Source organism: Bordetella sp. FB-8 (genome assembly GCF_000382185.1).
Taxonomy (GTDB): domain Bacteria; phylum Pseudomonadota; class Gammaproteobacteria; order Burkholderiales; family Burkholderiaceae_B; genus Bordetella.
In genome coordinates this window covers 1,878,925-1,905,085 of record NZ_KB907784.1, presented here as the reverse complement: position 1 = coordinate 1,905,085, position 26,161 = coordinate 1,878,925, and the positions used below count along the sequence as shown (strand labels likewise).

Genomic DNA, 26,161 nt, shown 5'->3' with positions numbered 1-26,161 from the left:
TACAGATTTCCTGCTCCGCCTTTCCATTCTGGAACCGCCATTCATGCTCGATTTTCAGCCCGACCGGACCCGAAACGGGGCCAGTACACTTGTGGATCAAATCGTGGATGCCTACGTCCAGGCCATTGCCGCGCAGACGCTGCGGCCCGGCATGTCTGTTCCCTCGGTGCGGGCGTTCGCGCGCGAGCACGGCATCAGCACCTATACCGTGGCGGGCGCCTATGCGCGGCTGGCGGCGCTGGGCTGGCTGGCGGCGCGGCCCGGCTCGGGCTACCGGATCGCGCCGAGCGGCCAGGCGCCCCGACCGTCCGTCTCCCCCGCCGACTGGCAGCCCCCCAGGCTGGGCGCGGACTGGCTGCTGTCGGACATCTACGCCGATCACTCCACCCCGATCAAGGCCGGCTGCGGCTGGCTACCGCGCGAATGGCTCAACGAAGAGGGCCTGCATCAGGCCCTGCGCCATATGGGGCGCGTGCCGGCGCTGCGCATATCGGGCTACGGCCACCCGTATGGCCACGCGCCCCTGCGCGAAGCCATCGCCGCCGGACTCACGGTCCACGGCCTGCAGGCCGAGGCCGACCAGATCGTGCTCACCCAGGGCGTGACGCACGGACTGGATCTGGTCATCCGCACCCTGTTGCAGCCCGGCGACACCGTGCTGGTCGAGCAGCCCGGCTACGCCAATCTTCTGCCCCTGCTGCGCCTGGCCGGCATGCGCGCGCTGGCCGTGCCGCGCGGCGGCTCGGGGCCCGATTGCGAGGCGCTGGACCGGCTCGCCCGCGAACACAAGCCGCGCGCGATCTTCATCAACACCGTGCTGCAGAATCCCAGCGGCACGACCCTGACCATGGCCACGGCCTTTCGCCTGCTGCAACTGGCGCAGCAGCACGGCATGTGGGTGGTGGAAGACGACATCTCGCGCGAACTGCTGCCGGGCGTCGCGCCGCTATTGGCGGCGCTCGACGGACTGCAGCGCGTGGTCTACCTGGGCGGCTATTCCAAGGTCATCAGCCCGTCGGTGCGCGTGGGTTATGTGGTGGCACACCGCGATCTGGTGGGCGATCTGGCGCGCACCAAAATGGCGGCCGGCCTGACGTCGCCGGAGATCATGGAACGCATCGTGCACCAGGTCATACGCGAAGGCCGTTATCGCGGACATATCCTGCGCACGCGCGAGCGGCTGGCACAGGCGCACGCCGAGGTCGAGACGCGGATGGACGAAGCGGGTTTCGACCTCGCGGCGCGGCCCCAGGCAGGCCTGTTCCTGTGGGCCCGGCCTGCGGGGGTGGATGAGGATGCGGGCACACCAGGCGCCAATGCCCTGGCGCAGCAGGCATCGCAGGAGGGCATCTGGCTAGCGCCGGGGTCTTACTTCGACGTGGACCAGACGGACCTGCCCTGGATACGTTTTAACGTGGCGTATTCGCTCGACGAAACGCTGTGGCGTTTTTTGCGCAAAGCATGAGCCGGGCGTGAGCCAACCTCCGCCGGCCGCCTGCGCCGGGTCATGCCAGCACACGCCGAGTCTGTTGCCTTCCGGGTCTCTGAAGCAAGCACCGTAATCGTCGGCGCGATAGTGCGGCAGCAATCCCGGCGGCCCTTCGCACGTGCCGCCGTGCAACAGTGTCTGCATAGGGCCAGATCGATCGCGGCGCGTGCGGCGCCATCCCGCCCGCTCAAGGCTTATCGCGCTTGCAAAGAAGGACGGCACCGCATCTCGAATTCATTGCCCCGCGCAGCCGTTTGCTCGAAACCGAGCCGTTCGTACAGCCTGCGCGCCGGGTTGCCGTGCAACACGCTAAGTGCGACGGGAAGGCCGGCCTGCCTGGCATCGTCCAACAAGCCCCGGATCAAGCGCTCGCCGATGCCCTGGCCCTGGTGCTCGGGCAATAGCTGTATCTGCACCAGCACCCATTCTTCTTGCGTGCGATAGTGTTTGAACAGACCCACAGGGGTTTCATCCAGGCAGACGATGTGGGCCGAATCGAAATGCGCCATGACGCGCTGGTGATGCCAATCGTCGTCGAGCCGCTCGCCGGCGCGCGCCAGATGCGCGTGCATCGTCCGCTTGCGCAGCCGCATGAGAAACGGCAGATCGGCGGGTGTCGCGGGGCGAGTGCGGAGTTGTCGCGGCATGTTCATATCATCGTACGAAGATTCTTCAACCCAGCTTGTGCGTGCGCAGCCAATCGCGTAGCGCCGCGTCGATGCGCGTCTGCCAGCCCGCGCCGGATGCGCGGAATGTCTCCAGCACGCCGGGCGACAGCCGGATCGCGATGCGCTCTTGGGTGGCTTCGGCTTTGGGGCGGCCGACGCCGGCACGCACCGTCGGTTTTATGCGCTCCCATTCCTCATCCGTCGGGCACCAAGCGTCCGGATCCGCTTCTATTTGCTTGCGGATCAGCGCATCTTCTTTCGGCGTAGGACTAATGTGACCAGGTTTGAGTTTGGGCATCGCGCCTTTCCTCGCGCAAATTGGCCTTACGCAGGTTGATGATGCGCCGCGCGTCCGTCCGATTCGTGTAGACCACGCAGTACAAGCGCGCGGCGATGTAGCCCAATGCGACGTAGCGGTCTTTGCCATCATCTTGTCGTGCATCGAGCCAGAAAATGGCCGTCTCACCATCAAGATTTGCAGCCTCGGCCAAGAAAACGCCCCGGGCGATACTGTTGATCCTGTTTTTTTTCGCGATCAAAGTCCATTCTCATCTATTTTTGTCCATACAAAAATTAACATCAACCCTTCAAAACGAAGCGCGATTATGAGCAAAATCTCCTCTCCGAAAGCCGCTCGAGCGCTCTTCATGTCACGCATGTCCGCAAGCACACGGCGGATCCTGCAGGCCGCGACAGGCCTGGCCATCACGGCAGCGCTGCTCCTCGGTTGCCAGGCGGTCGTCTACGTCCACAACCCCGATGCACTGTGGCAGATCGTCAGCCAGTCGTGCGTGCCGTCGGACGCCGCCGGCAAAGGGCCGGGCAAATGCGCCAAGGTGAGCCCGGACGGCTACGCCCTGCTCAAGGACATACGCGGCCAGGGGCAGTATTTGCTGATACCCACCGCGCGCGTGGCGGGCATGGAAAGCCCGGCGCTCTCACAGCCCGGCGCACCCGACTACTTCCTCGATGCCTGGGAAAACCGGGATTTCGTCAGCAAGGCCTTGGACGCGCACGTGCCGGACGCCTTGATGAGCCTGGCGATCAACTCGGCCAAGGGGCGTTCGCAGAATCAGCTGCACATCCATATCGACTGCATGTCGCAGGCCATGCGCAATGCCTTATCCGCCTATGACGACGCGGCGCCGGGAACGTGGGTGGATGCGCGCTTGAATAATCATTTCTATCGACTGATGCGCGTTGCATCCGCCACGGCGAAGCGCGTGCATCCCTACGATCGAGTGCTGAAGCAGGCCGAAGCCCAGGGGCAGGCCATCGGCGATCACGCCATCTTCATGGCAACCGCGCCGGGCGGGTTCTTCGTGGTGGATGGGTACTACCAGGCCCGCGGCCAGAATGCCAATCCGGGTTCGGCCGAAGAACTGCAGGATCACAGCTGCAAGGACGTGGGCAAGTAAGCTCGCCGGGTCCAAACGGCAGGCCCGTGCAGCCGGACTCTAACGCCCCCGAAAACCGTCGATCGTACGCCTGTCCTTCTTGGTCGGCCGGCCTTCGCGTAGGTCCAGCGCCGGCTCGGGCGCCAGTTTTCTCAACGTAGCGGCGCGCTCGCGCGCCTTGATGCTCTCCGGCGTCTCCTCGTACAGCAGGCGCGCCACCGGCGCCGGGCCGCGCGCGCCGCTTACGCCGCGCACCTCGATATGGAACACCAGATCCTGCTTGCGGATGCTGACCAGGTCGCCAGGCCCCACTTCGCGCGAAGGCTTGCCCACCGCGCCGTTCACATGGACCCGCCCCTTGCCGATCTCATCGACGGCAATGCTGCGCGTCTTGTAGAAGCGCGCGGCCCACAGCCATTTGTCCAGGCGGATTTTCTCGATTGCCATACTGTGCGCCCGATTCAATGCCTACGGCATCAGTTTGCGATAAACCATGAAGCCCGAATCTTCCGCCACGGCGTCGTAAAGCCTGCGGGCCGTGGCGTTGTGCGTTTGGGTCTGCCAATACACCCGGCCGGCGTCGGCCTGGGCAGCGCGCTGATAGACCGCCTCGATGAGCGCGCGGCCCACGCCTTTGCCGCGGGCAGCCTCGGCGGTGAAGAGATCCTGCAGGTAGCAGTTGGGCCCGATCTGCGTCGTGCTGCGGTGAAGCAGGTAGTGCGTCAGCCCCAGCAGACCGCCCTCTTCGCTCTCGGCTACGAGCCCATACATGGGTTCGTAGCCGTCGAAAAAACGCCTCCACGTGGTCGCGGTTATCTCCGGATCAAGCGCCGTGACGCCCGCTCGGCCGTAGAACGCGTTGTAGCCGTCCCATAACAGCTTCCACAATGGGAAGTCCGCTTGCCGGACCGACCTGACGATGAAGCCTTTATCCATATCCCCCGCCTTGTTCCCGTGCACATGAAAAGAGGCGGCCGCGGCCGCCTCTTTTGTTTCGTCAAGGCCCGGACTCGCGCCCGGGCTCGGGCATCGCTACAGCCTCAAGCATACGCCTCGATGGGCAGGCACGAGCACACCAGATTGCGGTCGCCGTAGACATTGTCCACGCGCGCCACCGGCGGCCAGTACTTGCTCTCGCGCAGGCTGGCCACCGGATAGGCGGCCTGCTGGCGCGGATAGGCGTGGTGCCATTCTTCGGCCAGCAGCATCTGCGCGGTATGCGGGGCGTTCTTGAGCACGTTGTCTTGGGCATCGCGTTCGCCGCGTTCGATCTGGGCGATCTCTTGGCGGATGGAAATCATCGCGGCGATGAAGCGGTCGATCTCGTGCAGGCTTTCCGACTCGGTGGGCTCGATCATCAGCGTGCCGGCCACGGGAAAGCTCATGGTCGGCGCATGAAAGCCGTAGTCCATCAGGCGCTTGGCCACGTCCTCGCCCGAGATGCCGGTGGCATCCTTGAGGGGGCGCAGGTCGAGAATGCACTCGTGGGCCACGCGGCCGTTGCGGCCGCAATACAGCACGGGATAGTGCGGGCTCAGGCGCGTGGCAATGTAGTTGGCGTTGAGGATGGCCACCTCGGTGGCCTGCTTCAGGCCCTCGGCGCCCATCAGCGCGATGTACACCATGGGAATCGGCAGGATGCTGGCCGAACCGAAAGGCGCGGCCGACACAGGGCCGGTCTTGCTGCCTTCGGGCAGCTTGCCCTGGGCGTCCAGCACACCGGGCAGGAAGGGCGCCAGATGCGCGCGCACCGCCACGGGACCCACGCCCGGTCCGCCGCCGCCGTGTGGAATGCAGAAGGTCTTGTGCAGGTTCAGATGCGAGACGTCGGAGCCGAACTTGCCGGGCTGGGCCAGTCCGACCATGGCGTTCATGTTGGCGCCGTCCAGGTAGACCTGGCCGCCGGCGGCATGCACCAGATCACAGATCTCGACGACCGCTTCCTCGAACACGCCGTGCGTGGACGGGTAGGTAATCATCAGTGCCGCCAGCTTGTCGCCCACCTGCGCGATCTTGGCCTTCAGGTCGGGGATGTCGACGTTGCCCTTGTCGTCGGACGCCACCACCACCACATCCATGCCGGCCAGGTTGGCCGAGGCGGGGTTGGTGCCGTGCGCCGAGGACGGAATCAGGCAGATATTGCGCTGGGCCTGACCGTTGGCGCGGTGGTAGCCGCGGATGGCCAGCAGGCCCGCGTACTCGCCCTGCGCGCCCGAGTTGGGCTGCAGGCTGATATTGTCGTAACCGGTGATCTCGCACAGCGCGGCGGACAGGCGCTCGATCAGTTCGCGATAGCCCTTGCTCTGCGAGGCCGGCGCGTAGGGATGCAGGTTGGCGAACTCGGGCCAGGTCACCGGGATCATCTCGGCCGTGGCGTTCAGTTTCATGGTGCACGAACCGAGCGGGATCATGCTGCGATCGAGCGCCAGGTCCTTGTCGGCCAGCTTGCGCAGGTAGCGCAGCATGTCGGTCTCGGACGACACGCTCGAGAAGACCGGATGCGACAGGATGGCGCCCTCGCGGCGCAGCGCGGCGGGAATGCCGCTGGCGACCTTGCTCGCCAGCGCCTGGACGCTGAGCATGCCCACGCTTTTTTGCAAACCGGCGCCAAAGACGTTCACCAGCGCTTGCAGATCCAGCGCCGTCACGGTCTCATCGAGCGATACGGCCAGGTTGGTGCTGCTGACGCGGCGCAGATTGATGCCGGCCTGCTCGGCGGCGGCCAGAATGGCGCCGGTGTTCGAACCGGTATGCAGCAGCAAGGTGTCGAAGAAGGTGTCGTTGCCCACCCGCACGCCCAGCATGACCAGCGCTTCGCGCAGGACGGCGGTATAGCGCTGCACGCGCTGGGCAATGCGCGCGATGCCGACCGGGCCGTGCCAGACCGCGTACATGCCGGCCATCACGGCCAGCAGCACTTGGGCGGTGCAGATGTTGGAGGTGGCCTTCTCGCGGCGGATGTGCTGCTCGCGCGTCTGCAGCGCCAGGCGCAGCGCGTAGTTGCCTTGCGCATCCTTTGACACGCCCACCAGGCGGCCGGGCAGGTTGCGCTTGTGCGCGTCCTTGCAGGCCATGAAGCCGGCGTGCGGCCCGCCGAAGCCGAAAGGCACGCCGAAACGCTGGGCCGAGCCGACGGCGATGTCGGCGCCCCAAGCGCCGGGCGCGGCCAGCAGGGCCAGGGCCAGCAGGTCGGTGGCGCAGGCCACCACGCCGCCCTGCGCATGCACGGACTGGGCCAGCGCCCGGTAGTCGCTCACGCCGCCCAGGCTGTGCGGATACTGCAGCAGCACGCCGTAGCACTCGGGCAGTTCCTGGGACTCGTCACCCACGGCAATCTCGATACCCAGGCCCTCGGCGCGCGTGCGCACCACTTCGATGGTCTGCGGATGGCAGTGCTTGGACACGAAGAAAACATTGCTCTTGCTCTTGGCGCTGCGGCGCGCCAGCGTCATGGCCTCGGCGGCGGCGGTGCTCTCGTCCAGCAGCGAAGCGTTGGCGATGTCCAGGCCCGTGAGGTCGGCCACCATGGTCTGGTAGTTGAGCAGCGCCTCCAGCCGGCCTTGCGATATCTCGGGCTGGTAGGGCGTATAGGCCGTGTACCAGGCAGGGTTCTCGAGGATGTTGCGCAGGATGACGTTGGGCGTGTGCGTGCCGTAGTAACCCTGGCCGATATAGTTGCGCAAGACCTGATTCTTGCCGGCCATGCCGCGCAGTTCGGCCAGCACGTCGGCCTCGTCGCGCGAGGCGGGCAGGGTCAGGGGCTGGGCCAGCCGGATGCCCGGAGGCACCACTTCGCCGATCAGGGCATCGAGGCTGGGGCTGCCCACCGCGGCCAGCATCTTGGCCTGATCGGCCTCGTTGGGGCCGATATGGCGGGGAATGAAATCGGTATGGGTGTCCAGGGCGCTCGGCATGGGGGCTATCTCGGAAACAGGGGTGCGGGCCGCACCGGACCAGGCCGGCGCGGCCGTCTTACGACGTCGATTACAGGCCGTTGGCCGCGGCGTAGCCGGCGGCATCCATCAGGGCGTCGGCGTCGGCGGCGTTGTTCGGCTTGATCTTGAAGATCCAGGCTTCGTAGGGCGATTCGTTGATGGCCGACGGATTGGCGTCCAGCGCGTCATTGAAGGCGACGACCTCGCCGGCCACCGGCGCGTAGATGTCGGAAGCGGCCTTGACCGATTCGACTACGGCGGCGGTGTCGCCCGCGCCCAGCTTGGCGCCGACATCGACATCGCCCACGAAGACGATGTCGCCCAATTGGTTCTGGGCGTTGTCGGTAATGCCGATGACAAAGACGCCGTCTTCGGCCTTCACCCACTCATGGGACTCGGTGTACTTGCGATCGGTGGGCAGACTCATGGGGTGAGCTCCTGGAGAAAAGGATTGGGATTGAGCGATGAAATCAGGCGTGCTCGACGGCTTTGCCGTTGCGCACGAAAGGCAGCTTGCAAACCTGGGCGGGCACCCACTTGCCGCGGATGTCGACCTGCACGGCGTCGCCGGGCTTGACACCGACGGGCAGCCGGGCAAATCCCACCGACACGTTTAGCGTGGGCGACATGGTGCCGCTGGTGACTTCGCCTTCGCCCAGCGCGGTCTGCACCTTCATGTGCGAGCGCATCACGCCGCGGTCGCGCAATTTGAGGCCCAGGAAGGCGGCGGGCGTGGCGAACTGCTCGATGGCATCGCGGCCGATAAAGCGGCGCGCGGCGTCCTTGAACGAGACCGTCCAGGTCAGCCCGGCCTGGTCGGGATGGATGAGTTCGTCCATGTCCTGGCCGTAAAGATTCATGCCGGCTTCCAGACGCAGCGTGTCGCGCGCGCCCAGGCCGCAGGGCCGCACGCCCGCGGCGGCGAGGTCGTTCCAGAAAGCCGTGGCCTCACCGGCCGGCAGCACGATCTCGAAGCCGTCTTCGCCGGTGTAGCCGGTGCGCGCCACCAGCGTGTCGCCGTCCAATGCCGCGCCCGAGAAGGGCGTGAGGTTTTCCGTGGCGGCCTTCCAGGCCGGGCGCACGGCCCAGACCTTGGCGCGGGCCTGCGGGCCTTGCACGGCCACCATGGCCAGGTCGCGGCGCGGCGTGATGGTCACCTCGAACTTGCCCGACGCGGCGACGCGGCGCATCCAGGCCACGTCCTTGTCGGCCGTGCCGGCGTTGACCACCACTCGCCAGGCATCGGAGGCGAAGAAGTAGACGATGAGATCGTCGATCACCCCGCCCTGCGGATTGAGCATGCAGCTGTAGAGCGCCTTGCCCGGCGTGGTGAGCTTGGCTACGTCGTTGGCGACGAGCCGGCGCAGGAAGTCGTAGGCGCCGTCGCCGGTCACGTCGACGTTGAGCATGTGCGACACGTCGAACATGCCGCTGGCCTGGCGCACGGCATGGTGCTCTTCGATCTGGGAGCCGTAGTTGACGGGCATGTCCCAGCCGCCGAAATCGACGGTGCGGGCGCCGGCGGCGAGGTGGGCGTCGTAAAGCGGGGTGCGCTGCAAAGGTGCGGACATGCGGGAAGACTCCGTGGCTACGGTCGATTTACGCAATGCCGGCAACGGAAGCGGAAAGCGCTCCGGACGACTCGCGTCACCGGCCGATGTTCCGCCCCTCTGTCCTTTTGCCTGAGAGTTGCCCCGCGTCGCTGGGAACGGCGGGTTTGCACCTTCGGCGCCTGGGCGGCCCGCAATCACAGGGCGCCAGGTCTCTCCAGAGTGCTGTTTCGGCGCCGATGTGGACGCCGGGCAGGTGCGGTATGGGTTACCTGAGCGATTCCGGGCGAATTGCGCCTTCGGCGGCGGACTTGCGTCCGCTCTCTCCCGCACCCTGCATCACAGCAGGGCGCAGTATAACCGGCTTGTCTGGGGTTCTTGCCTGGGAAAACCCGGGTTCGTTCGGGCGCGCTCCCGCCCCGTTTACAGCGCCCGGCCGCAAGCCACGCCCGAAGCCCAGGCCCATTGAAAGTTGTAGCCGCCCAGCCAACCGGTGACGTCCACGGTCTCGCCGATGAAATGCAGGCCGGGGACGGCCTTGGCCTGCATAGACTTCTGGTCCAGGCCGCGCGTGTCCACGCCGCCGCGCATGGCTTCGGCTTTTTTGTAGCCCGCGGTGCCGATGGGGACGAGCTGCCAGCGGTGAATGCGTTCGCTCAATGCGCGCAAGGCCTTGTCGGACATATCGGCCAGCCTCGCGCCGGCGCCCACGCCCGCGACCCGCAACCAGGCTTCCGCCAGCCGCCGGGGCCACCGTTCGCTCAGCACGGTCTGCAACTGTTGTTTACTGCCGGGCTTGAGCGCCAACAATTCTTCGGCCATGTCGCGCCCTGGCGCGAGGTCGATCTGCACGGCCTGGCCGGGATTCCAGTAGCTCGATATCTGCAGGATGGCGGGTCCCGACAGGCCGCGGTGCGTGAACAGCAGGTCCTCCAGAAAGCGGCCGCCGGCCTTGTCCTGTCCGGTTTGCAGATCGACTTCGAGCGCCGCGCCGGAAAGTTCCGCAAAAGGCTGCCACTGCGCCGCGTCGAAGGTCAGCGGCACCAGCGCGGGACGCGGCTCGACGACCTTCAGACCGAATTGGCGCGCCACCTTCAAACCGAAATCGGTGGCGCCCAGTTGCGGAATGGCCATGCCGCCGGTGGCGATCACCAGCTTGGCCGCGCGCAGCAGGCCCAGGCTGGTGCGCAGTTCGTAGCCCGCATCGCTGCGCGCGATCTCGCGTACTGCGCAAGACATGCGCCAGGCCACGGCGCCCTGCCCGCATTCGGCGCGCAGCATGTCAATGATGTCTGCGCTGGATTGGTCGCAGAACAGTTGGCCGCGATGCTTTTCGTGCCAGGCGATGCGATGGCTGCGCACCAGATCGAGAAAATCGCGCGGCGTATAGCCCGCCAGGGCCGAGCGGCAGAAATGGGGGTTTTCCGACAGGAAATTGCCCGGACCAGCGCCGATGTTGGTGAAGTTGCAGCGGCCTCCGCCCGAAATGCGGATTTTCTCGGCCAGCTTCGCAGCGTGGTCGATCAGCACCACGCGCAGGCCGCGCAGGCCCGCCACCGCGGCGCACATCATGCCGGCCGCGCCGGCGCCGATCACGGCAACGTCGAAGGAATCGCTCATGGCGCTATTTGACCAGATCGCGACGCGCCGCCGCCGCAGGAACGCTATCATTGCTTGCCACGCGTATCACGCGACAAGGGATCTCTCATGCAGCAAGGCGAACGCATCGCCATCGTCGGCGCCGGCATCGTCGGCCTGTGTACCGCCTACAGCCTGCGCCAGGCGGGTCACGCCATCACCCTGTTCGACCCCAATCCCGCGGGATCGCAGTGCTCGTCGGGCAACGCCGGGGCGCTGTCCTCGCGTTCGGTGGTGCCGCTGGCCACGCCCGGCATCCTAAAGACCGCCTTCTCGATGCTGCTGGATTCGCGCGGACCGCTGCACGTGCCGCCCTATTACTGGCTGCAGATCGCACCGTGGCTGGCCCGTTTCGTGGCGGCATCCAGACCCGAGCGCGTCGGGGCCATCGCGGCGGCCCTGTCCGAGCTGCTGCGCGGCTCGGTGCAGGCGCATACCCAGATCGCCGCCGAACTGGGCCAGAGCGAGCTGATCCGCAGCACCGGCCAACTGCACCTTTATCCCGACGAAGCCTATTACGCCAAAGACCAGGCCTCATGGGCGCTCAAGCAGCAATACGGGCTACATCTGGAAAAGGTCAGCCGCCCCACCATCGAGGCCATGGAGCCCGAGGTCGGCCCGGGCTACCGCGTCGGCGTCTTCCTGCCCACCGAAGGATGGGTGGCCAACCCGTTGCGCTATGCCCAGGCCCTGGCGGCGCGCCTGGCCGCCATGCAGGCCACCTTCGTGTCCGCCCCCATCCAGTCGCTGCAGGCCGATGCTTCAGGCTGGACGCTGTCGGACGGCACGCGCCGCTGGCAGGCCCAACGCGTGGTGGTCTGCGCCGGCGCGTGGTCCGGGCCGCTGCTCGCCGCGCAGGGATGGAAGATACCGCTTGAAAGCCAACGCGGCTATCACCTGCAGCTGGCCCGGCCCAATCTCGAACTTGCGCATCAGGTCGTGCTGGCCGACCGCAAGCTGTTCATCACGCCCATGGAAACCGGCCTGCGCCTGGCCGGCACGGTGGAGTTCGGCAGCCTGACGCGCCCGCCCTCGATGAAACGCGCACGCTTGCTGGGCGAACACGCCCGCGCCGGCCTGCCGGCATTGGATGTCGATAGCGCGCAGACCTGGATGGGGCACCGCCCCTGCCTGCCCGACTCCATGCCGGTGCTGGGCCCGGTGCCCAGTCGGCCTGGGCTGTGGTGCGCTTTCGGCCACGGCCATCTGGGCCTGACAGGATCGGCCAATACCGGCAGGCTGATCGCCGGCGCCATGGCCGGCCGGCCCGACGACCAGCGCGTGCTCAGGCCATTCTCGATCGAGCGGTTCTGACGCCGGGCGCGCCCGGCAGGCCATCCCCGCCTCAGAGCTGGGTCGTATCCTGTCCCAGGTATTCGTAGTTTTCGGTGTTGACGCGCGAGATGCGCCACTCCACCGGCTGGCGGCTGTACGAATAGGCCACCCGGCGCACTTCCAGCAATGAAGCGCCTTGCGCAACGCCCAGCCAGGCGGCATGCTGCGCCTGGGCCACGCAACAGCGCAGCCTTTCATCGGTGGCGATGACGTTCACGCCGAAAAATTCCTGGTAAAAACTGTACAAGGTGCTGACGCGCTCGCGCAGCTGCCGCTCGTTCAGCCCCGTAAAGCGCGCCTCGGGCAGGCTGATGTCGTCGACCTGCACCACATCGCCGTTGAGCGCGAGCACATTGGAAAACTCGAATACATAGGCGCCGCTGGCCAGGCCGAGCTTTTCCCGTACCAGCGCGGATGCGCGGACGCGGCCAAAGCGCTGCAGCGTGGTCACGGGATACGACTTGTGCCCGTCCTGGCGCACGATGCGAAAGAATTTGAAGAAATGGGCGTTGCGGCTGTGCTCGGCAACATAGGTGCCGCGTCCCTGCCGGCGCACCAGGATGTTCTCGGCGACGAGATCGTCGACGGCCTTGCGCAGCGTGCCGATGGACACGCCCAAGCGCACGGCCAACTGCTTCTCGGGTGGGATCGCCCCGCCCTGGGTCCACTCTCCGCGCATCAGCGCCATCAGCAGGGCGTGCTTGACCTGTTCGTACAAAGGCGCGTCGGGCGGTGCCTCGGAAAGGGGGCTCAGATCCATTGCGTGCTTCAGATTTTTCGGCATTTTTCAGCGCCCAGTGTAGCCGTGCGCCCAGGCTCCTTTCAAATCATACAACTCATATAGATGATCTAGTTGACTCATGCGATATGACTGAATACTATGTTCAGGCGAGCCGGCCGTAGAGCGGCCGGCAGTCACATCGATCAAGGAGGGAAAAAATGATTCATGCCGTATTGCACGAGGCCAAAGACACCGTGGCCGTCGTCGTGGTCGAAGGCCTGACCGCGGGAACCGAACTGAACGCCTGGGTCATGGACGAGGACCGCATCGTTCAGGTCCGCGCCCGCCAGGACATTCCCATCGGGCACAAAGTCGCGCTCGCCGACATGGCGGTCGGGGACACGGTCTACAAGTATGGGGAGGACATCGGCAAAGTGGTGGCGCCGATCCAGGCGGGCCAGCATGCCCACGTCCACAACATCAAGACCAAGCGCTGGTAGGCCGGCTTGCCGTCCGTCATCCATACCCGACCCACAGGATTCTCCAACATGGCCATCATCACCCCATCCACCACCTTTCACGGCTACCGGCGCGACAATGGTCGCGTGGGCGTGCGCAATCACGTCATCGTGCTGCCCGTGGACGACATCTCCAATGCCGCGGCCGAGGCCGTCGCCCACAACATCAAGGGCACACTGGCCCTGCCCCACCCCTATGGCCGCCTGCAATTCGGCGAAGACCTGGAGCTGCACTTTCGCACGCTAATCGGCACCGGCTGCAATCCGAACGTTGCGGCCGTCGTCGTGATCGGCATCGAGGAAGGCTGGACCCAACGCGTGGTCGAGGGCATCGCCGCCACCGGCAAGCCCGTTGCGGGATTCAGCATCGAACTGCACGGCGACCACGACACCGTCATGCGCGCCTCCAAGCAGGCCAAGGAATACGTGCATTACGCCACCGCGCTGCGGCGCGTCGAATGCCCGCTCTCCGAACTGTGGGTGTCGACCAAGTGCGGCGAGTCAGACACCACATCCGGCTGCGGCGCCAACCCCACGGTCGGCAACGCCTTCGACAAGCTGTACGCGACGGGCAATACCCTTGTATTCGGCGAAACATCGGAGATCACCGGCGGCGAACACATCGTGGCCAAGCGCTGCGCCAACGATGCCGTGCGTGAACGCTTCATGTTCATGTTCAACCGCTACCAGGACATGATCGACCGCTGGAAGACCAGCGACCTGTCCGAGTCCCAGCCCACCAAGGGCAATATCGCCGGCGGCCTGACCACCATCGAAGAAAAGGCCATGGGCAACATCCAGAAGATCGGCAAGAAGTGCCGCGTCGACGGCGTGCTGGACAAGGCCGAGATGCCCACCGGCAAAGGCTTGTGGTTCATGGACTCGTCGTCGGCCGCCGCCGAGATGGTCACGCTGTGCGCGGCCTCGGGTTTCGCGGTGCACTTCTTTCCCACCGGGCAGGGCAACGTCATCGGCAACCCCATCCTGCCCGTCATCAAGATCTGCGCCAATCCGCGCACGGTGCGCACCATGTCCGAGCACATCGACGTGGATACCTCGGGCCTGCTGCAGCGCCAGATAGACCTGGATCAGGCTGGCGACATGCTGCTCGAATGCATGCTGGCCACCGCCAACGGCCGCTGGACCGCCGCCGAGGCGCTGGGCCACCGGGAGTTCGTGCTGACGCGCCTGTTCGAGAGCGCCTGATCGGCCGAAACGGCGCAGCGGCGACCGGGGCGACAGACCCCGGCGCGCTGCGCCGTGCGAGAACCCGCGCCGCGCCTGAGCGCCCGCAAGGGCGACTGCGGCAAAGCCCGGAAAGACCCAAACCACTATGGAGGAGCAACATGAAAGACAACGTTCATGCATTGGTCGACAAGGATCGGCGGCGCGTACTGCGCGTCGCCGGCGCGGCCGGCCTGCTAGGCAGCCTGCCCCTGCGGGCCGCCCTGGCACAGAATTCCTGGCCCACATCGCCCATCCAGTACGTCGTGCCGTTTCCGCCCGGCGGGTTGACCGACGTGGCCGCCCGCCTGGTCGGCAAGGCCCTGGGTGCGAATCATGGCTGGAACCTCATCATCCAGAACAGGCCCGGCGGCAATGCCAACATCGGCGCCGCCTTTGTGGCGCGGGCCCGCCCCGACGGCTACACCTGGCTGGCCATCACCATGACGCACGCGGCCAACGCCACGCTGTTCAAGAATTCGGGATACGACCTGCTCAAGGACCTGGCGCCGCTGGCCGGCCTGGCCGCATCGCCCATGATGGTGGTGGTCAATGCCAAGAGTCCGATCAAGACCATGGGCGATCTGCTCAAGGCCGCCAAGGCCAAACGGCTCACCGCCGGCTCCAGCGGCAACGGCTCGCCGCCGCACCTGACGCTGGCGTTGTACGAGAAACTGACCGGCACCCGGTTCACACATGTGCCCTACACGGGGGGCGCCCCCTCGCTCACCGATCTCATCGGCGGGCAGATCGATGTGGTGTTCTCCAACTATCCGGAATCCCTGGCATACGTCAAAAGCGGCACGCTGCGGGCGCTGGCGCTCACCACGCACCAGCGCAGTCCGGACGTGCCCGATGTCCCGACCGTGGCCGAAGCCGGCATCCCCGACCTCATCGTGGAAAACTTCACCGGCATCATGGTGCCCGCCGGCACGCCGGCGGACATCGTGCAGCGCGCGAGCGCGGCAATCGTGGCCGAAATGGACAAGCCGGCCATGCAGCGCGACATGACCCGCCTGGGCTTCATCCCGCAGCCGCGCGGCCCGGCTGAATTCGGCAAATACCTGGACACGCAGGTGCAGACCTGGCGCAAGGTCATCCAGGAGTCCGGCATCCACACTTCCTGAACCCGTTCCTCTCCCTCGACCTGGACCCCTCTCATGCTGATCGTCATTTCAGAATTCATGGACGACGCCGCCGTCGCGATGCTTGCGGCGCGCCACACCGTGCGCTACGACCCCGACCTAGTGGACCGCCGCGATGCGCTGCTGCAGGCCTGCGAGGCAGCCGACGCGCTGATCGTGCGCAACCGCACCCGGGTCGACGCGGCGCTGCTGGCTGCCGCGCCGCGGCTGCGCGCGGTGGGGCGCCTGGGAGTGGGCCTGGACAACATCGAATTGCCCGCCTGCGCCGAACGCGGCGTGCGGGTGATTCCCGCCACGGGCGCCAACGCGCGGGCCGTGGCGGAATACGTGATCGCGACGACGCTGGCGCTGCTGCGCGGCGCATACATCCACAGCGCGCAGGTGGCCGCAGGCGCCTGGCCGCGCACGGCCCTGTCCAGCGGGCTGGAGGCGCAAGGCCGCACGCTGGGCATCGTCGGCTTTGGCGGCATCGGCCAGTTGACCGCGCGCCTGGCGCGCGGACTGGACATGAAAATCGCCGCGCACGACCCCATGCTGGATGCCGGCGCGCCCGTCTGGGCCGAGACTGGCGTGCGCCCCCTGGCGCTGGACGACCTGCTGGCCGAGTGCGACGCCGTCAGCCTGCACGTTCCCCTGACGCCCCAGACCGCAGGCCTGTTCGACGCCGCGCGCCTGGCGCGCATGAAACCGGGCGCCATCCTGATCAACACGGCGCGCGGGGGTATCGTCGACGAGGCCGCTCTGGCCGCGGCGCTGCGGCACGGGGCGCTGCGCGGCGCGGCGATCGATGTCTTCGGACAGGAGCCACTGCCGGCGGACAGCCCGCTGGCCAACGCCCCCAATCTGATCCTGACGCCTCACATCGCAGGCCTCACGCAGGAAGCCAACGAACGCGTCTGCAGCCTGGTGGCGCAGCGCGTGGATGAGGCCCTGCACGCCTGAAGCTCCCACCCGTCCGCGCTTTTTTTATCGGAATCTCTCACCATGGCACGCATCGCATTCGACGAACTTGAGCAACTGGCCGAACAGGCCCTGGGCGCCCACGGCGCTTCGCCCGCCATGGCCCGCTCGACTGCGCAGGCACTGGTCAGGGCCGAGGCGCAGGGGCTGGCTTCGCACGGCGTATCGCGCGTTCCCGCCTATTGCGCGCACTTGAGCAACGGCCGCGTCGACGGCGCCGCGCTGCCGGTGATTCTGCACGAGCATGGCGCCGGGCTGCTGGTGAACGCCGCCGACGGCCTGGCGTTCCCGGCTTGCGCGTTGGCGGTGAGCGAAGCGGTGGCGCGCGCGGCGCGCCTGGGCGTCGCCTTCGCCGGCGTCACCAACAGCCATCACTTCGGCGCGGCCGGGCTGCACCTGGAGGCCATCGCACAGGCCGGGATGGTGGGGCTGGCTTTCAGCAATTCCCCCGCCGCCATGCCGGCCTGGGGGGGCAGGCGTGCGCTGTTCGGCACCAACCCCATCGCCGCCGTGTTTCCGCGCCGCGAAGCCGAACCGCTGCTGATCGATCTGTCGCTGTCGGCGGCGGCGCGAGGCAAGCTGATGGTCGCCGCGCGCGACGGCCAGCCCATTCCATTGGGCTGGGCGCTGGACGCCGACGGCCAGCCTACCACCGACCCCAAGGCGGGCATGGCCGGCAGCATGCTGCCGGCAGGCGGCGTCAAGGGCGCAATGTTGGCGTTGATCGTCGAACTGCTGGCGTGCGCCTTGACCGGCGCCCGATTCGGATTCGAGGCCGATTCCTTCCTGGCCGATGAAGGCAACCGGCCGCGGATCGGCCAGGCTTTCCTGGTCATCGACCCGCGCGCGCTGGCCGGGCAGGAGGTCTTCTTCGAGCGCATCGAGACGCTGGTCGCCGCCATGCTGCAGGATGCGCAGGTGCGCCTGCCCGGCGCAAGACGCGATGAACGCGAACGCGCCGCGCGCGCTTCGGGCATCGACCTGACCGACGAAGCCCTGCGGCAGTTGCGCCAGCTGGCGCAAGGCGGCAAATCAATTCAATAAACCACCGAACTGAGGCTTGGGCACCGAAACGAGGCTTCCGGTCGACCCTTCACACGGGCAGGGTGTCCGCCATGCCCGCGGGCTTGGCTTTCCTGAAATTAGGCACGGTCCGCAAGAAAACCCAAGTCAACGCGCTCGTGAAGATATTGGTCGATTTCCCGGTATCGACCATCGCCTACTTTTTTATCGGCTACACCACCGCCTACGGCGTGCAGTTCACCAGCGACGCGAATGCCCCGGCGCAGCACAACGCCCATCAGCGGGTGCGTTTTTTTCTTCTGACTTTCGCGGCGGCGATCCCGGCCATTGTCTCGGGCGGCATCGCCGAACGCGCGAAATTCAACCCGCAGCTGTGCGCGACTTTCGTGACCGTGGGCTTTCTCTATCCCCTGTTCGAGGGCATGCCTTTGTCGTGATGAGCGCGCCGGCCCTGGACAAGATCAGCGGCCTGGTTGCTATAGAGTTCTTGAGCCGTCTGCGGCAAGCTGGGACGGATCAAGAACTCAACAGGCTCAGCTCAGTCGAGAACCCGACCGAGTCAGTCCTCGATCAGGCAATCCACGTAGAACCGCCTCTCGCCGTCCGGCCCGATGTCCTCGGCCAGGCCGTGGATATAGGTCTCGAAGCCCGGGAATTTCAGATTGAACTCGCGGGCGAACTGCAAGTACTGCACGATGGTCTTGTTGAAGCGTTCGCCCGGAATCAGCAGCGGAATGCCCGGCGGATAGGGCGTGAGCAGCACGCCGGTCACGCGGCCCTCCAGCGCATCGATGGCCACCCGTTCGACCTCGCGGTGCGCCATGCGGGCAAAGGCGTCGGAAGGCTTCAGGGCCGGCACCATGTCGCTCAGGTACATCTCGGTGGTCAGCCGCGCCACATCGTTGGCGCGATAGGCTTCGTGGATCTGCTGGCACAGATCGCGCAGGCCCATGCGCTCGTAGCGGCGATGCGCGCGGCAGAACTCGGGCAGGATGCGCCACAGCGGCTGGTTGCGGTCGTAGTCGTCCTTGAACTGCTGCAGATCGGTCAGCAGCGTGTTCCAGCGGCCCTTGGTGATGCCGATGGTGAACAGGATGAAGAAGGAATACAGGCCCGTCTTCTCGACCACCACGCCGTGCTCGGTCAGGTACTTGGACACCAGCGCGGCCGGGATGCCCGTCTCGCCGAAGCTGCCCGACATGTCCAGCCCCGGCGTGACCACCGTGGCCTTGATCGGATCGAGCATGTTGAAGCCCTCGGCCAGGTCGCCGAAGCCGTGCCAGTGGTCGTTGGACTCCAGCAGCCACTCGCCGCGGTTGCCTATGCCCTCGCTGGGCAGGCGGTTCGGCCCCCAGACCTTGAACCACCAGTCGTTCTTGCCGAACTCGGACTCCACCTTGCGCATGGCGCGGCGAAAATCCATGGCTTCCTTGATGCTTTCCTCGACCAGCGCGGTGCCCCCTGGCGGCTCCATCATGGCCGCGGCCACGTCGCACGAAGCGATGATGGCGTACTGCGGCGAGGTGGACGTGTGCATGAGGTAGGCCTCGTTGAACACGTTGCGGTCCAGCTTGCGCGTCTCGGACTCCTGCACGATGATCTGCGAGGCCTGCGAAATGCCCGCCAGCAGCTTGTGCGTGGAGTGCGTGGCGAACACCATCGCGTCATGACTGCGCGGACGGTTGGTGCCGATGGCGTGCATGTCCTGGTAGAACTCGTGGAAGGCCGCGTGCGGCAGCCAGGCCTCGTCAAAGTGCAGCGTGTCGACGTAACTGCCCAGCTTTTCCTTGATCATTTCCACGTTGTAGATCACGCCGTCGTAGGTGCTCTGCGTCAGCGTGAGAATGCGCGGCTCCTTGTTCTTGGCCTCCCGGGCGAAGGGATTGGCCTCGATCTTCTTGCGGATGTTCTCGGGGTCGAACTCTTCCAGCGGAATGGGGCCGATGATGCCCAGGTGGTTGCGCGTGGGGCGCAGGAACACCGGAATCGCGCCGGTCATCGTGATGGCGTGCAGGATGGACTTGTGGCAATTGCGGTCCACCACCACCACGTCCCCCGCGGCCACGTTGGCATGCCACACCACCTTGTTCGAGGTGGATGTGCCGTTGGTGATGAAAAAGCAGTGGTCGGCGTTGAAGATGCGCGCGGCGTTGATCTCGGACTCGGCTACCGGGCCGGTATGGTCCAGCAGCTGGCCCAGTTCGTCCACCGCGTTGCAGACGTCGGCGCGCAGCATGTTCTCGCCGAAGAACTGGTGGAACATCTGGCCCACCGGACTCTTCAGGAACGCCACGCCGCCCGAGTGGCCCGGGCAGTGCCAGGAGTACGAACCGTCCTGCGCATAGTCGACCAGTTCCCGAAAGAAGGGCGGCGCCAGGCCATCGACGTAGCTCTTGGCTTCGCGGATGATGTGGCGTGCCACGAATTCGGGGGTGTCCTCGAACATGTGGATAAAGCCGTGCAGCTCGCGCAGGATGTCGTTGGGAATGTGCTCGGACGTGCGCGTCTCGCCGTACAAATAGATGGGAATGTCGGCATTGCGGAACCGCACCTCGCCGATGAAGGCGCGCAGGTTCTTGATGGCGCCGGCCACGCCCTCGGGCGAGGCGTCGTCGAACTCTTCGTCGTCGATGGACAGGATGAAGGCGCTGGCGCGGCTTTGCTGCTGGGCAAAGGAAGTCAGGTCGCCGTAGCTGGTGACGCCGATCACCTCCACGCCCTCGGCCTCGATAGCCGAGGCCAGGGCCCGGACACCCAGGCCCGACGCGTTCTCGGACCGGTAATCCTCGTCGATGATGAAGATGGGAAAGCGAAATTTCATGCAGGCGCTCCTGGATGAGGATGGGACCTGTACACACCGGCGACGGGGGCCTCGGGCCAAATAACGGACGCGAGTTTACAGCGAGTCCGATACAGCAAGTTGACAAAAACCTACGGCCGCCCGACACACCCGATCGCCATGGTCCTGCGCGAGCCGATGCGTGACATACTTTAGGGACTCGCCCGCTCCTCGCCCGCCTCTCGCCGACATGTCCAACCCCATACAGATACGCCTGCTCGCCGCCCCCGACACCTCGGCCCTTCGAGAGGTGCGCCTGACCGCACTGACCGAGGCGCCGCGCGCCTTCGGATCGAGCATGGAGGAAGAGGAATTACTGGGCCTGGACCATTTCCTGCGCCTGGCCGAGGCAGACGAAAAAAGCGCCGTCCTGGGCGCCTTCGCCGAAGGCCGCATGGTCGGCATGACCTGCATCTCGCAGTACGGCAAGCTCAAGGCGCGCCACAAGGCCTTCATCTGGGGCGTCTATGTCGACCCCGAACACCGCGGCAGGGGCCTGGCCCGGCAGCTCCTGCAAGCCGCCCTGGCGCGTGCCGCCACCATGCCCGGCGTGCGCCGGGTCCACCTGACGGCCGCCGCGGACAACACCGCGGCAATGGCGCTCTACGCCGATCTGGGCTTCGTGGAATACGGCCGCGAGCCCGATTCGCTCTGCGTCAACGGCGAATTGATCGACGAAGTGCTGATGAGCCGCGTCTTGAGGTGAGGTGAGCCGAAACGAAACGGGACGAGATGAAACAAGATGAGATGCCCAGAGCATCGGCACCGCGGGCGTAAAAAAACTCAAAACAACAATTACCCCGCCAACGCCCGCATCTCCGAAATCAAATCCGCCTTGCCCTCGAACCCTATCCCCGGCAACGCCGGCAAATCCACATACCCATCGCGCACCCGCACGCCGTCCGGAAACCCGCCATAAGGCTGGAACAGATCCGGGTAACTTTCGTTACCCCCCAACCCAAGCCCCGCCGCAATCGCCAGCGACATCTGATGCCCGCCGTGCGGAATGCAGCGCGACGCCGACCAGCCATACTCCTTGAGCATGTCCAGCGTGCGCAGATACTCCACCAGCCCATAGCTCAGCGCACAGTCGAACTGCAGCCAATCGCGGTCGGGGCGCATGCCGCCATAGCGGATCAGATTGCGCGCGTCCTGCATCGAGAACAGATTCTCGCCCGTGGCCATCGGCCCCTCATAGACCTCGGCCAATTTGGCCTGCAGCGCGTAATCCAGCGGATCGCCCGCCTCCTCATACCAGAAGAGCGGATAGGCCGACAGCGCGCGGGCATAGTCAACGGCGGTCTCCAGATCGAAGCGGCCGTTGGCATCGACCGCAAGCTGCTGCCCCGGACCGAGTATCTTGAGCACCGACTCGATGCGCTCGCAGTCCTGGGCCAGCGTGGCCCCGCCGATCTTCATCTTGACCACCGAGTATCCGCGCTCGAGGTAGCCGGTCATTTCGGCCCGCAGCCCGTCCAGACCCTTGCGGGGATCGTAGTAGCCGCCCGCCGCGTAGACGAACACGCGCGGATCGGCCCGGCCGTTGCCGTGGCGCTCGGCCAGCAGCTGATACAGCGGTTTGTCGGCGATCTTGGCGACCGCGTCCCAGACCGCCATGTCCATCGTGCCCACCGCCACCGAGCGCTCGCCGTGGCCGCCGGGCTTCTCGTTGATCATCATGCGCTGCCAGATCTTGTGCGGGTCGAGGTTCTCGCCCGTGTCATCCCGCAGCGAGGCCGGATCGGCCTCGAGCACGCGCGGACGAAAGCGGTCGCGGATCAGACCGCCCTGGCCGTAGCGGCCATTCGAGTTAAAGCCGTAGCCCACAACCGGCTTGCCGTCGCGGATGACATCGGTCACCACCGCGACCAGGCTCAAGGTCATCTTGGTGAAGTCGATATAGGCGTTGCGGATGTCCGAGCATATCGGTCGGGTGGATTCGCGGATGTCCACGATTTTCATGAAAGGTCTCTTGGTCTGGAAGTTCAAGGAATGCGCATCTTTCAGCGCGGCAGCGAAGCGCCGCCGCAGATCGCGATGTCTTGCCCGGTGATGGCCGCGGCCTCGGGCTTGAGCAGGAAATCGACCAGCGCGGCGATCTCCGGCGGCTGGATCAGGCGGCCGATGGGCGGCAGGCGCGGCAGGCTGGCGGCCCGCGCCGGATCGCTCAGCATGCCGGTCTGCGTGGCGGCGGGCGACACCACATTGACCGTCACGCCGCGCGCGGCGAATTCGGCCGCCCAGCTGCGCGCCATGGCCACCAGGGCCGCCTTGGTGGCCGCGTACTGGCTGCGGCCCGGCATGCCCTGGGCCACCCGGCTGCCGACCAGCACCACCCGGCCCGCGCCCCGTCCGGCCATGGCCGGCATCAGGGCCTGGGCCAGGCGCGTCGCCGCATCGACATGCAGCGTCCACATGCGCAGGCCGTCGGCCGGGGCCAGCTGTTCCAGCGTGCCCACCCGCAGAATGCCCGCCGCATGCACCAGCGCACCGGCATCCTGCAGCGCCGCGCAGGCAGCTCGGGTGGCCAGGGGATCGCACAGGTCCACCGCCACGTGGCGGTAGGCCGGGTGATCCGTCGCGGCCGGGCCGATGTCCAGGCCCGCCACGCGCCAGCCCGAGGCCAGCAGGCGCTGCGCGATGGCCAGGCCTATGCCCGCGCCGCTGCCGGTCACCACGGCCAGCGCGCGGTCGGAATCGTCATTGGACACGGATGTGACCTTCTTCGATGAGCTTGCGCGAACGAGCCATGTCCTCGCGTTGGAACTTGACGAAATCGGCAACGCTGCCCGGCGTCAGCAGCAAGCCCAGCGCCGCGTACTTGGGTTCGAGCGCGGCCAGCGCCGTGTTGACCTGGGCATTGAGTTTGGCGACGACCGCGGCCGGCACGTCCGCGGGTCCCCACAGGCCGTACCAGCTATAGGCCTGGTAGCCGGGGAGGGTCTCGGCCACGGTCGGCACCTCGGGCAGATTGGGCAGGCGCTTATCGGAAGTCACGGCCAGGATCTTGAGCAGGCCGCTCTTGTAGGACTCCAGCGCGCCCAGCACCGGATCGATGAAGCCGTCGATCTGCCCGCCGATCAGATCCTGGAAGGCGGGCGCCGTGCCCTTGTAGGGCACCACCATATAGTTCAGCCCGCCCTCGCGCTTGAGCAGCTCGGTGCCCAGATGACCGGCCGAACCGATGGAACCCACGGCGAACGTCATGCCGGGATGGCTCTTGGAATACGCCAGCAGGCCCGCGATATCGGTCACGGGCAGATTCTTGTTCACCGATACCGCCAGCGGCGCCTTGGCCACCATAGCGATGGGCGTGAAGTTCTTTTGCACGTTGTAGGGCGGCGACTTCATCGTCATGGGCGCCGTGATGAACGTCGAGGCATTGAACAGCAAGGTATAGCCGTCGGGCTTGGACTGGGTCACGACATCGGCGCCGATCACGCCGTTGCCCCCGGCGCGGTTCTCGATGATGAAGCTCTGCCCGGTCTGCTGCCCCAGTTTCTGCGCCAGTTCGCGCCCCAGCAAGTCCAGCGTGCCGCCCGGCGGGAAGGGGATGATGACCCGCACAGGATGGTCGGGATACTTGGCCTGGGCGGCAAAACCGCCCAGGCCGGCCAGCGCGGCAAAAGCCACGTGCAGCATGAATTTCATTTTCATTTTTGTGTCTCCTCTTTTGATAATGCGCCGCCCGGCCGGGCGGCTCTGGCGCGCGGCGAAACGCCGCGTGCCGGACTGCGGTCAGCGCTTGAGCAGGCCGGCCTGGGCCACCGCGGCGCGCAGGGCATCGAGCTCGGCCTTGCCCGGCGCTTCGGTGGGCGGGCGCACCGCGGGATTGTCGATCACGCCGGCCAGATGCATGCCGGCCTTCATACGCGCATGCGCTTCGCCGGTGGGTTCGCCGCCGCCGTACACCGCGTCCTTGAGCGGCGTGATGACGGCCTGGATGGCCTGGGCGCGCTTGAGGTCGCCGGCCTTGACTGCCTCCCACAAATCGATGATGAGCTGCGGGATGAACGTGGCAAAGCCCACGAGCGCGCCGTCCACGCCCTGCACCATCGAGGCCAGCAGATATTCGTCATGACAGGTGAGTATGGCCTTGGAAGCGTCGGCCTCGCGCAGTGCCTGGATATCGCGTGCATATTTGTTCATGTCGCGCTGGCCCACCTTGAAGGCCTGCACGTAGGGCAACCGGGCCAGGTCGGCCAGCAGCTGCGACGAGTAGGCCGCGCGCGTCCAGGCCGGATAGACGTGACACACCAGATCCAGGTCGGGAGCCGCTGTGTGGATGGCCTCGAAATACTGCAGAGCATGTCCGGAGGTAAAGCCAAAACGCAGCCAGTGGTGCGGCGGCATCACGTCCAGTGCCGCCGCGCCCGCCTCGCGCGCGGCGCGGGCATGCTCGGCCGCCTCGATGACACCCTCGCAGACGATGGATGAAATCACCGGCAGGCGCCCGCGCAGTTCGTCGGCCACGATGTGCGTGACCTGGGCGCGCTCGGCCGGGGTCAGCGAGAACACCTCGCCGGTATGGCCGTTGGTCATCACGGCCACGACCCCCTTGTGGCCAGCCAGCCAGCCGGCAAGCCGGCGCAGGGCGGGTTCGTCGATGCGGTGATCGTCCGTGAACGGGCAGGAAATTGCGGGGATAATGCCCCGGTAGTTCTGGATGGAAGGCATGGGCGTCTCCAATTTGTGCGTGTCGGAATGACGCCATGATTGGGGCGGCCGCGCCCGCCGTCCAATACTCGAATCGCATACAACTATCTCTGCTGCTTCGCACCATATGGGTCCCGGCAACCGTCCGCTCGACATGCAATGGCTGGAAGACTTCTGCGCCCTGGCCGAAACGGGCAGTTTTTCGCGCGCCGCCGAAGTGCGTTCCATCGCGCAGCCGGCATTCAGCCGGCACATCCGCGCCCTGGAAGAATGGGTGGGGGTGGAGCTTTTCGACCGCAGCGCCCATCCCACAGAGCTGACCGCCGCGGGCCAGAAATTCCGGCCGCTGCTGCTGCAGGTGCTGGCCGACCTGGAAGCGGCCCGCATCAAGGCGCGCCTGGCGCACGCGCAGGAAGCCGCCAGTCTGCGGTTCGCGGCCACGCACACGCTGTCGCTGATGTTCTTCCCGCAGTGGCTGGTCAACCTGGAATCCGGCCTGGACGTGGGCGCCATCCAGATGATGTCCGACAGTTTCCAGGCCTGCGAGGATCTCATGATGCAGCGGCGCGTGCAGTTCCTGCTCTGCCACCGGTACCCGCAATCGGCCAGCCGCATGGACGAGCTGGACTACCCCGTGGCAAAGCTGGGCACGGACGTGCTTGTACCCGTCAGCGCCGCGGCATCCGAAGCTGCCGCGCAGCCTGCCCACGCGCTGCAAGGCAAGGGCTCCATGCCGCTGCTGGCCTACGACGGCGCATCGGGCCTGGGGCGCATCGTGCAGCACAAGCTGCGGCACAGCCCGGAGCTGACCCTGAGGGAAACCTTCGTCGCGCCCCATGCCGTGCTGCTGCGCTCGATGGCGCTGCAAGGCCGGGGCATCGCCTGGCTGCCGGACATGCTGGTGCGCGAGGATCTGGCCCAGGGCCGGCTGCTGCGGGCCGGCGGACCTTCCTGGGATGTTCCGGTGGAAATCTGCCTGTACCGCCAGCCCAACGCGATGTCGCCCGTGGCCGAACGGCTGTGGAGCGTGCTCGGCCAGGCACCGCCCGGCCGCTGAACGCCC

Annotated in this window: 25 protein-coding genes, 2 pseudogenes and 2 riboswitches; of the genes and pseudogenes, 11 read left to right on the top strand and 16 right to left on the bottom strand. The window is 66.4% G+C overall.

Annotated elements, in window-relative coordinates; genetic code table 11:
* The first annotated feature begins 43 nt into the window (after positions 1–43).
* Positions 44–1,465, top strand: coding sequence for a PLP-dependent aminotransferase family protein (locus H143_RS0109120; protein ID WP_026349875.1), 1,422 nt, complete (start codon positions 44–46; stop codon positions 1,463–1,465).
* A 33-nt stretch (positions 1,466–1,498) separates the two neighbouring features.
* Here the strand turns inward: H143_RS0109120 and H143_RS22955 are convergent.
* From H143_RS22955 to H143_RS0109105, 4 genes and pseudogenes are all read right to left on the bottom strand, one after another.
* Positions 1,499–1,624 (bottom strand): annotated as a pseudogene (locus H143_RS22955) (VOC family protein); the annotation flags it as partial.
* Positions 1,625–1,683: 59 nt separating this feature from the next.
* Positions 1,684–2,136 carry a GNAT family N-acetyltransferase gene (locus H143_RS20325; RefSeq protein WP_155803362.1) on the bottom strand — a complete coding sequence of 151 codons (453 nt, stop codon included), beginning with the start codon at positions 2,134–2,136 and terminating at the stop codon, positions 1,684–1,686.
* 25 nt (positions 2,137–2,161) lie between these two features.
* A complete protein-coding gene (locus tag H143_RS0109110; protein WP_026349874.1) occupies positions 2,162–2,455 on the bottom strand; it encodes a BrnA antitoxin family protein in 294 nt (97 codons plus the stop codon).
* The gene (locus H143_RS0109105; RefSeq protein WP_019937929.1) at positions 2,427–2,696 is read right to left on the bottom strand and encodes a BrnT family toxin; all 270 of its coding nucleotides are present in this window, start codon (positions 2,694–2,696) and stop codon (positions 2,427–2,429) included. The genes H143_RS0109110 and H143_RS0109105 overlap by 29 nt, the downstream gene beginning before the upstream one ends.
* Positions 2,697–2,804: 108 nt before the next feature.
* Between H143_RS0109105 and H143_RS0109100 the strand changes: the two genes are divergently transcribed.
* Complete coding sequence (locus H143_RS0109100) at positions 2,805–3,575, top strand: CDP-diacylglycerol diphosphatase (protein WP_019937928.1); 771 nt, start codon at positions 2,805–2,807, stop codon at positions 3,573–3,575.
* 39 nt (positions 3,576–3,614) lie between these two features.
* Here the strand turns inward: H143_RS0109100 and H143_RS0109095 are convergent, their stop codons facing one another.
* From H143_RS0109095 to H143_RS0109070, 6 genes are all read right to left on the bottom strand, one after another.
* A complete protein-coding gene (locus tag H143_RS0109095; protein ID WP_026349871.1) occupies positions 3,615–3,995 on the bottom strand; it encodes an RNA-binding S4 domain-containing protein in 381 nt (126 codons plus the stop codon).
* 27 nt (positions 3,996–4,022) lie between these two features.
* Positions 4,023–4,490, bottom strand: a complete 468-nt coding sequence (locus H143_RS0109090) for a GNAT family N-acetyltransferase (RefSeq protein WP_019937926.1) — start codon at positions 4,488–4,490, stop codon at positions 4,023–4,025.
* A gap of 104 nt (positions 4,491–4,594) precedes the next feature.
* Positions 4,595–7,468: an aminomethyl-transferring glycine dehydrogenase gene (gcvP, locus tag H143_RS0109085; RefSeq protein ID WP_019937925.1), complete on the bottom strand. Its 2,874-nt coding sequence runs from the start codon at positions 7,466–7,468 to the stop codon at positions 4,595–4,597.
* A gap of 70 nt (positions 7,469–7,538) precedes the next feature.
* Positions 7,539–7,916, bottom strand: a complete 378-nt coding sequence (gcvH, locus tag H143_RS0109080) for a glycine cleavage system protein GcvH (protein WP_019937924.1) — start codon at positions 7,914–7,916, stop codon at positions 7,539–7,541.
* 43 nt (positions 7,917–7,959) lie between these two features.
* Positions 7,960–9,060, bottom strand: a complete 1,101-nt coding sequence (gcvT, locus tag H143_RS0109075; RefSeq protein ID WP_019937923.1) for a glycine cleavage system aminomethyltransferase GcvT — start codon at positions 9,058–9,060, stop codon at positions 7,960–7,962.
* Positions 9,061–9,149: 89 nt separating this feature from the next.
* Positions 9,150–9,270, bottom strand: a riboswitch (glycine riboswitch).
* Positions 9,271–9,288: 18 nt separating this feature from the next.
* A riboswitch (glycine riboswitch) is annotated at positions 9,289–9,379 on the bottom strand.
* An 83-nt stretch (positions 9,380–9,462) separates the two neighbouring features.
* Positions 9,463–10,659 (bottom strand): NAD(P)/FAD-dependent oxidoreductase, encoded by a 1,197-nt coding sequence (locus H143_RS0109070; RefSeq protein WP_155803361.1) that lies wholly within the window; start codon positions 10,657–10,659, stop codon positions 9,463–9,465.
* Between the two features lie 87 nt (positions 10,660–10,746).
* Here H143_RS0109070 and H143_RS0109065 point away from each other — a divergent pair, with 87 nt between their 5' ends.
* The gene (locus H143_RS0109065) at positions 10,747–11,991 is read left to right on the top strand and encodes an FAD-binding oxidoreductase (protein ID WP_019937921.1); all 1,245 of its coding nucleotides are present in this window, start codon (positions 10,747–10,749) and stop codon (positions 11,989–11,991) included.
* Between the two features lie 31 nt (positions 11,992–12,022).
* On the opposite strand, the gene H143_RS0109060 is transcribed toward H143_RS0109065, so the two are convergent.
* Positions 12,023–12,772: a GntR family transcriptional regulator gene (locus H143_RS0109060; RefSeq protein WP_019937920.1), complete on the bottom strand. Its 750-nt coding sequence runs from the start codon at positions 12,770–12,772 to the stop codon at positions 12,023–12,025.
* Positions 12,773–12,951: 179 nt separating this feature from the next.
* Between H143_RS0109060 and H143_RS0109055 the strand changes: the two genes are divergently transcribed.
* From H143_RS0109055 to H143_RS0109030, 6 genes and pseudogenes are all read left to right on the top strand, one after another.
* The gene (locus tag H143_RS0109055; protein ID WP_019937919.1) at positions 12,952–13,233 is read left to right on the top strand and encodes a UxaA family hydrolase; all 282 of its coding nucleotides are present in this window, start codon (positions 12,952–12,954) and stop codon (positions 13,231–13,233) included.
* A gap of 48 nt (positions 13,234–13,281) precedes the next feature.
* On the top strand, positions 13,282–14,457 hold the full coding sequence (locus H143_RS0109050) for a UxaA family hydrolase (RefSeq protein ID WP_019937918.1): 1,176 nt from the start codon (positions 13,282–13,284) through the stop codon (positions 14,455–14,457).
* 140 nt (positions 14,458–14,597) lie between these two features.
* Complete coding sequence (locus tag H143_RS0109045; RefSeq protein WP_019937917.1) at positions 14,598–15,602, top strand: tripartite tricarboxylate transporter substrate binding protein; 1,005 nt, start codon at positions 14,598–14,600, stop codon at positions 15,600–15,602.
* 33 nt (positions 15,603–15,635) lie between these two features.
* Complete coding sequence (locus H143_RS0109040) at positions 15,636–16,562, top strand: hydroxyacid dehydrogenase (protein WP_019937916.1); 927 nt, start codon at positions 15,636–15,638, stop codon at positions 16,560–16,562.
* Between the two features lie 42 nt (positions 16,563–16,604).
* A complete protein-coding gene (locus H143_RS0109035; RefSeq protein ID WP_019937915.1) occupies positions 16,605–17,624 on the top strand; it encodes an Ldh family oxidoreductase in 1,020 nt (339 codons plus the stop codon).
* Positions 17,625–17,686: 62 nt separating this feature from the next.
* A pseudogene (locus H143_RS0109030) lies at positions 17,687–18,028 on the top strand (ammonium transporter); the annotation flags it as partial.
* Between the two features lie 134 nt (positions 18,029–18,162).
* On the opposite strand, the gene H143_RS0109025 reads toward H143_RS0109030, so the two are convergent.
* The gene (locus H143_RS0109025; protein ID WP_019937913.1) at positions 18,163–20,424 is read right to left on the bottom strand and encodes an arginine/lysine/ornithine decarboxylase; all 2,262 of its coding nucleotides are present in this window, start codon (positions 20,422–20,424) and stop codon (positions 18,163–18,165) included.
* A 208-nt stretch (positions 20,425–20,632) separates the two neighbouring features.
* On the opposite strand from H143_RS0109025, the gene H143_RS0109020 reads away from it, so the two are divergent.
* The gene (locus H143_RS0109020; RefSeq protein WP_019937912.1) at positions 20,633–21,148 is read left to right on the top strand and encodes a GNAT family N-acetyltransferase; all 516 of its coding nucleotides are present in this window, start codon (positions 20,633–20,635) and stop codon (positions 21,146–21,148) included.
* Between the two features lie 89 nt (positions 21,149–21,237).
* Here H143_RS0109020 and H143_RS0109015 read toward each other — a convergent pair whose 3' ends face one another.
* From H143_RS0109015 to H143_RS0109000, 4 genes are all read right to left on the bottom strand, one after another.
* Positions 21,238–22,404 carry a mandelate racemase/muconate lactonizing enzyme family protein gene (locus H143_RS0109015; RefSeq protein WP_019937911.1) on the bottom strand — a complete coding sequence of 389 codons (1,167 nt, stop codon included), beginning with the start codon at positions 22,402–22,404 and terminating at the stop codon, positions 21,238–21,240.
* A gap of 41 nt (positions 22,405–22,445) precedes the next feature.
* Complete coding sequence (locus H143_RS0109010; RefSeq protein ID WP_019937910.1) at positions 22,446–23,153, bottom strand: SDR family NAD(P)-dependent oxidoreductase; 708 nt, start codon at positions 23,151–23,153, stop codon at positions 22,446–22,448.
* The gene (locus H143_RS0109005) at positions 23,143–24,099 is read right to left on the bottom strand and encodes a tripartite tricarboxylate transporter substrate-binding protein (RefSeq protein WP_019937909.1); all 957 of its coding nucleotides are present in this window, start codon (positions 24,097–24,099) and stop codon (positions 23,143–23,145) included. The genes H143_RS0109010 and H143_RS0109005 overlap by 11 nt, the downstream gene beginning before the upstream one ends.
* A gap of 81 nt (positions 24,100–24,180) precedes the next feature.
* A complete protein-coding gene (locus H143_RS0109000) occupies positions 24,181–25,119 on the bottom strand; it encodes a dihydrodipicolinate synthase family protein (RefSeq protein WP_019937908.1) in 939 nt (312 codons plus the stop codon).
* 106 nt (positions 25,120–25,225) lie between these two features.
* Here H143_RS0109000 and H143_RS0108995 point away from each other — a divergent pair, with 106 nt between their 5' ends.
* Positions 25,226–26,155, top strand: a complete 930-nt coding sequence (locus tag H143_RS0108995) for a LysR family transcriptional regulator (protein WP_019937907.1) — start codon at positions 25,226–25,228, stop codon at positions 26,153–26,155.
* Positions 26,156–26,161: the final 6 nt, after the last annotated feature.

What these genes read in the sequence shown, in the direction of transcription:
- gcvP (WP_019937925.1), bottom strand. Translation starts at nt 7,468, where the DNA reads ATGCCGAGCGCCCTGGACACCCATACCGATTTCATTCCCCGCCATATC.
- H143_RS0109065 (WP_019937921.1), top strand. Translation starts at nt 10,747, where the DNA reads ATGCAGCAAGGCGAACGCATCGCCATCGTCGGCGCCGGCATCGTCGGC.
- H143_RS20325 (WP_155803362.1), bottom strand. Translation starts at nt 2,136, where the DNA reads ATGCCGCGACAACTCCGCACTCGCCCCGCGACACCCGCCGATCTGCCG.
- H143_RS0109100 (WP_019937928.1), top strand. Translation starts at nt 2,805, where the DNA reads ATGTCACGCATGTCCGCAAGCACACGGCGGATCCTGCAGGCCGCGACA.
- gcvT (WP_019937923.1), bottom strand. Translation starts at nt 9,060, where the DNA reads ATGTCCGCACCTTTGCAGCGCACCCCGCTTTACGACGCCCACCTCGCC.
- H143_RS0109020 (WP_019937912.1), top strand. Translation starts at nt 20,633, where the DNA reads ATGTCCAACCCCATACAGATACGCCTGCTCGCCGCCCCCGACACCTCG.
- H143_RS0109045 (WP_019937917.1), top strand. Translation starts at nt 14,598, where the DNA reads ATGAAAGACAACGTTCATGCATTGGTCGACAAGGATCGGCGGCGCGTA.
- H143_RS0108995 (WP_019937907.1), top strand. Translation starts at nt 25,226, where the DNA reads ATGGGTCCCGGCAACCGTCCGCTCGACATGCAATGGCTGGAAGACTTC.
- H143_RS0109055 (WP_019937919.1), top strand. Translation starts at nt 12,952, where the DNA reads ATGATTCATGCCGTATTGCACGAGGCCAAAGACACCGTGGCCGTCGTC.
- H143_RS0109015 (WP_019937911.1), bottom strand. Translation starts at nt 22,404, where the DNA reads ATGAAAATCGTGGACATCCGCGAATCCACCCGACCGATATGCTCGGAC.
- H143_RS0109035 (WP_019937915.1), top strand. Translation starts at nt 16,605, where the DNA reads ATGGCACGCATCGCATTCGACGAACTTGAGCAACTGGCCGAACAGGCC.
- H143_RS0109120 (WP_026349875.1), top strand. Translation starts at nt 44, where the DNA reads ATGCTCGATTTTCAGCCCGACCGGACCCGAAACGGGGCCAGTACACTT.
- H143_RS0109050 (WP_019937918.1), top strand. Translation starts at nt 13,282, where the DNA reads ATGGCCATCATCACCCCATCCACCACCTTTCACGGCTACCGGCGCGAC.
- H143_RS0109040 (WP_019937916.1), top strand. Translation starts at nt 15,636, where the DNA reads ATGCTGATCGTCATTTCAGAATTCATGGACGACGCCGCCGTCGCGATG.
- H143_RS0109000 (WP_019937908.1), bottom strand. Translation starts at nt 25,119, where the DNA reads ATGCCTTCCATCCAGAACTACCGGGGCATTATCCCCGCAATTTCCTGC.
- H143_RS0109090 (WP_019937926.1), bottom strand. Translation starts at nt 4,490, where the DNA reads ATGGATAAAGGCTTCATCGTCAGGTCGGTCCGGCAAGCGGACTTCCCA.
- H143_RS0109060 (WP_019937920.1), bottom strand. Translation starts at nt 12,772, where the DNA reads ATGGATCTGAGCCCCCTTTCCGAGGCACCGCCCGACGCGCCTTTGTAC.
- H143_RS0109110 (WP_026349874.1), bottom strand. Translation starts at nt 2,455, where the DNA reads ATGCCCAAACTCAAACCTGGTCACATTAGTCCTACGCCGAAAGAAGAT.
- H143_RS0109070 (WP_155803361.1), bottom strand. Translation starts at nt 10,659, where the DNA reads ATGAGCGATTCCTTCGACGTTGCCGTGATCGGCGCCGGCGCGGCCGGC.
- H143_RS0109025 (WP_019937913.1), bottom strand. Translation starts at nt 20,424, where the DNA reads ATGAAATTTCGCTTTCCCATCTTCATCATCGACGAGGATTACCGGTCC.
- gcvH (WP_019937924.1), bottom strand. Translation starts at nt 7,916, where the DNA reads ATGAGTCTGCCCACCGATCGCAAGTACACCGAGTCCCATGAGTGGGTG.
- H143_RS0109005 (WP_019937909.1), bottom strand. Translation starts at nt 24,099, where the DNA reads ATGAAAATGAAATTCATGCTGCACGTGGCTTTTGCCGCGCTGGCCGGC.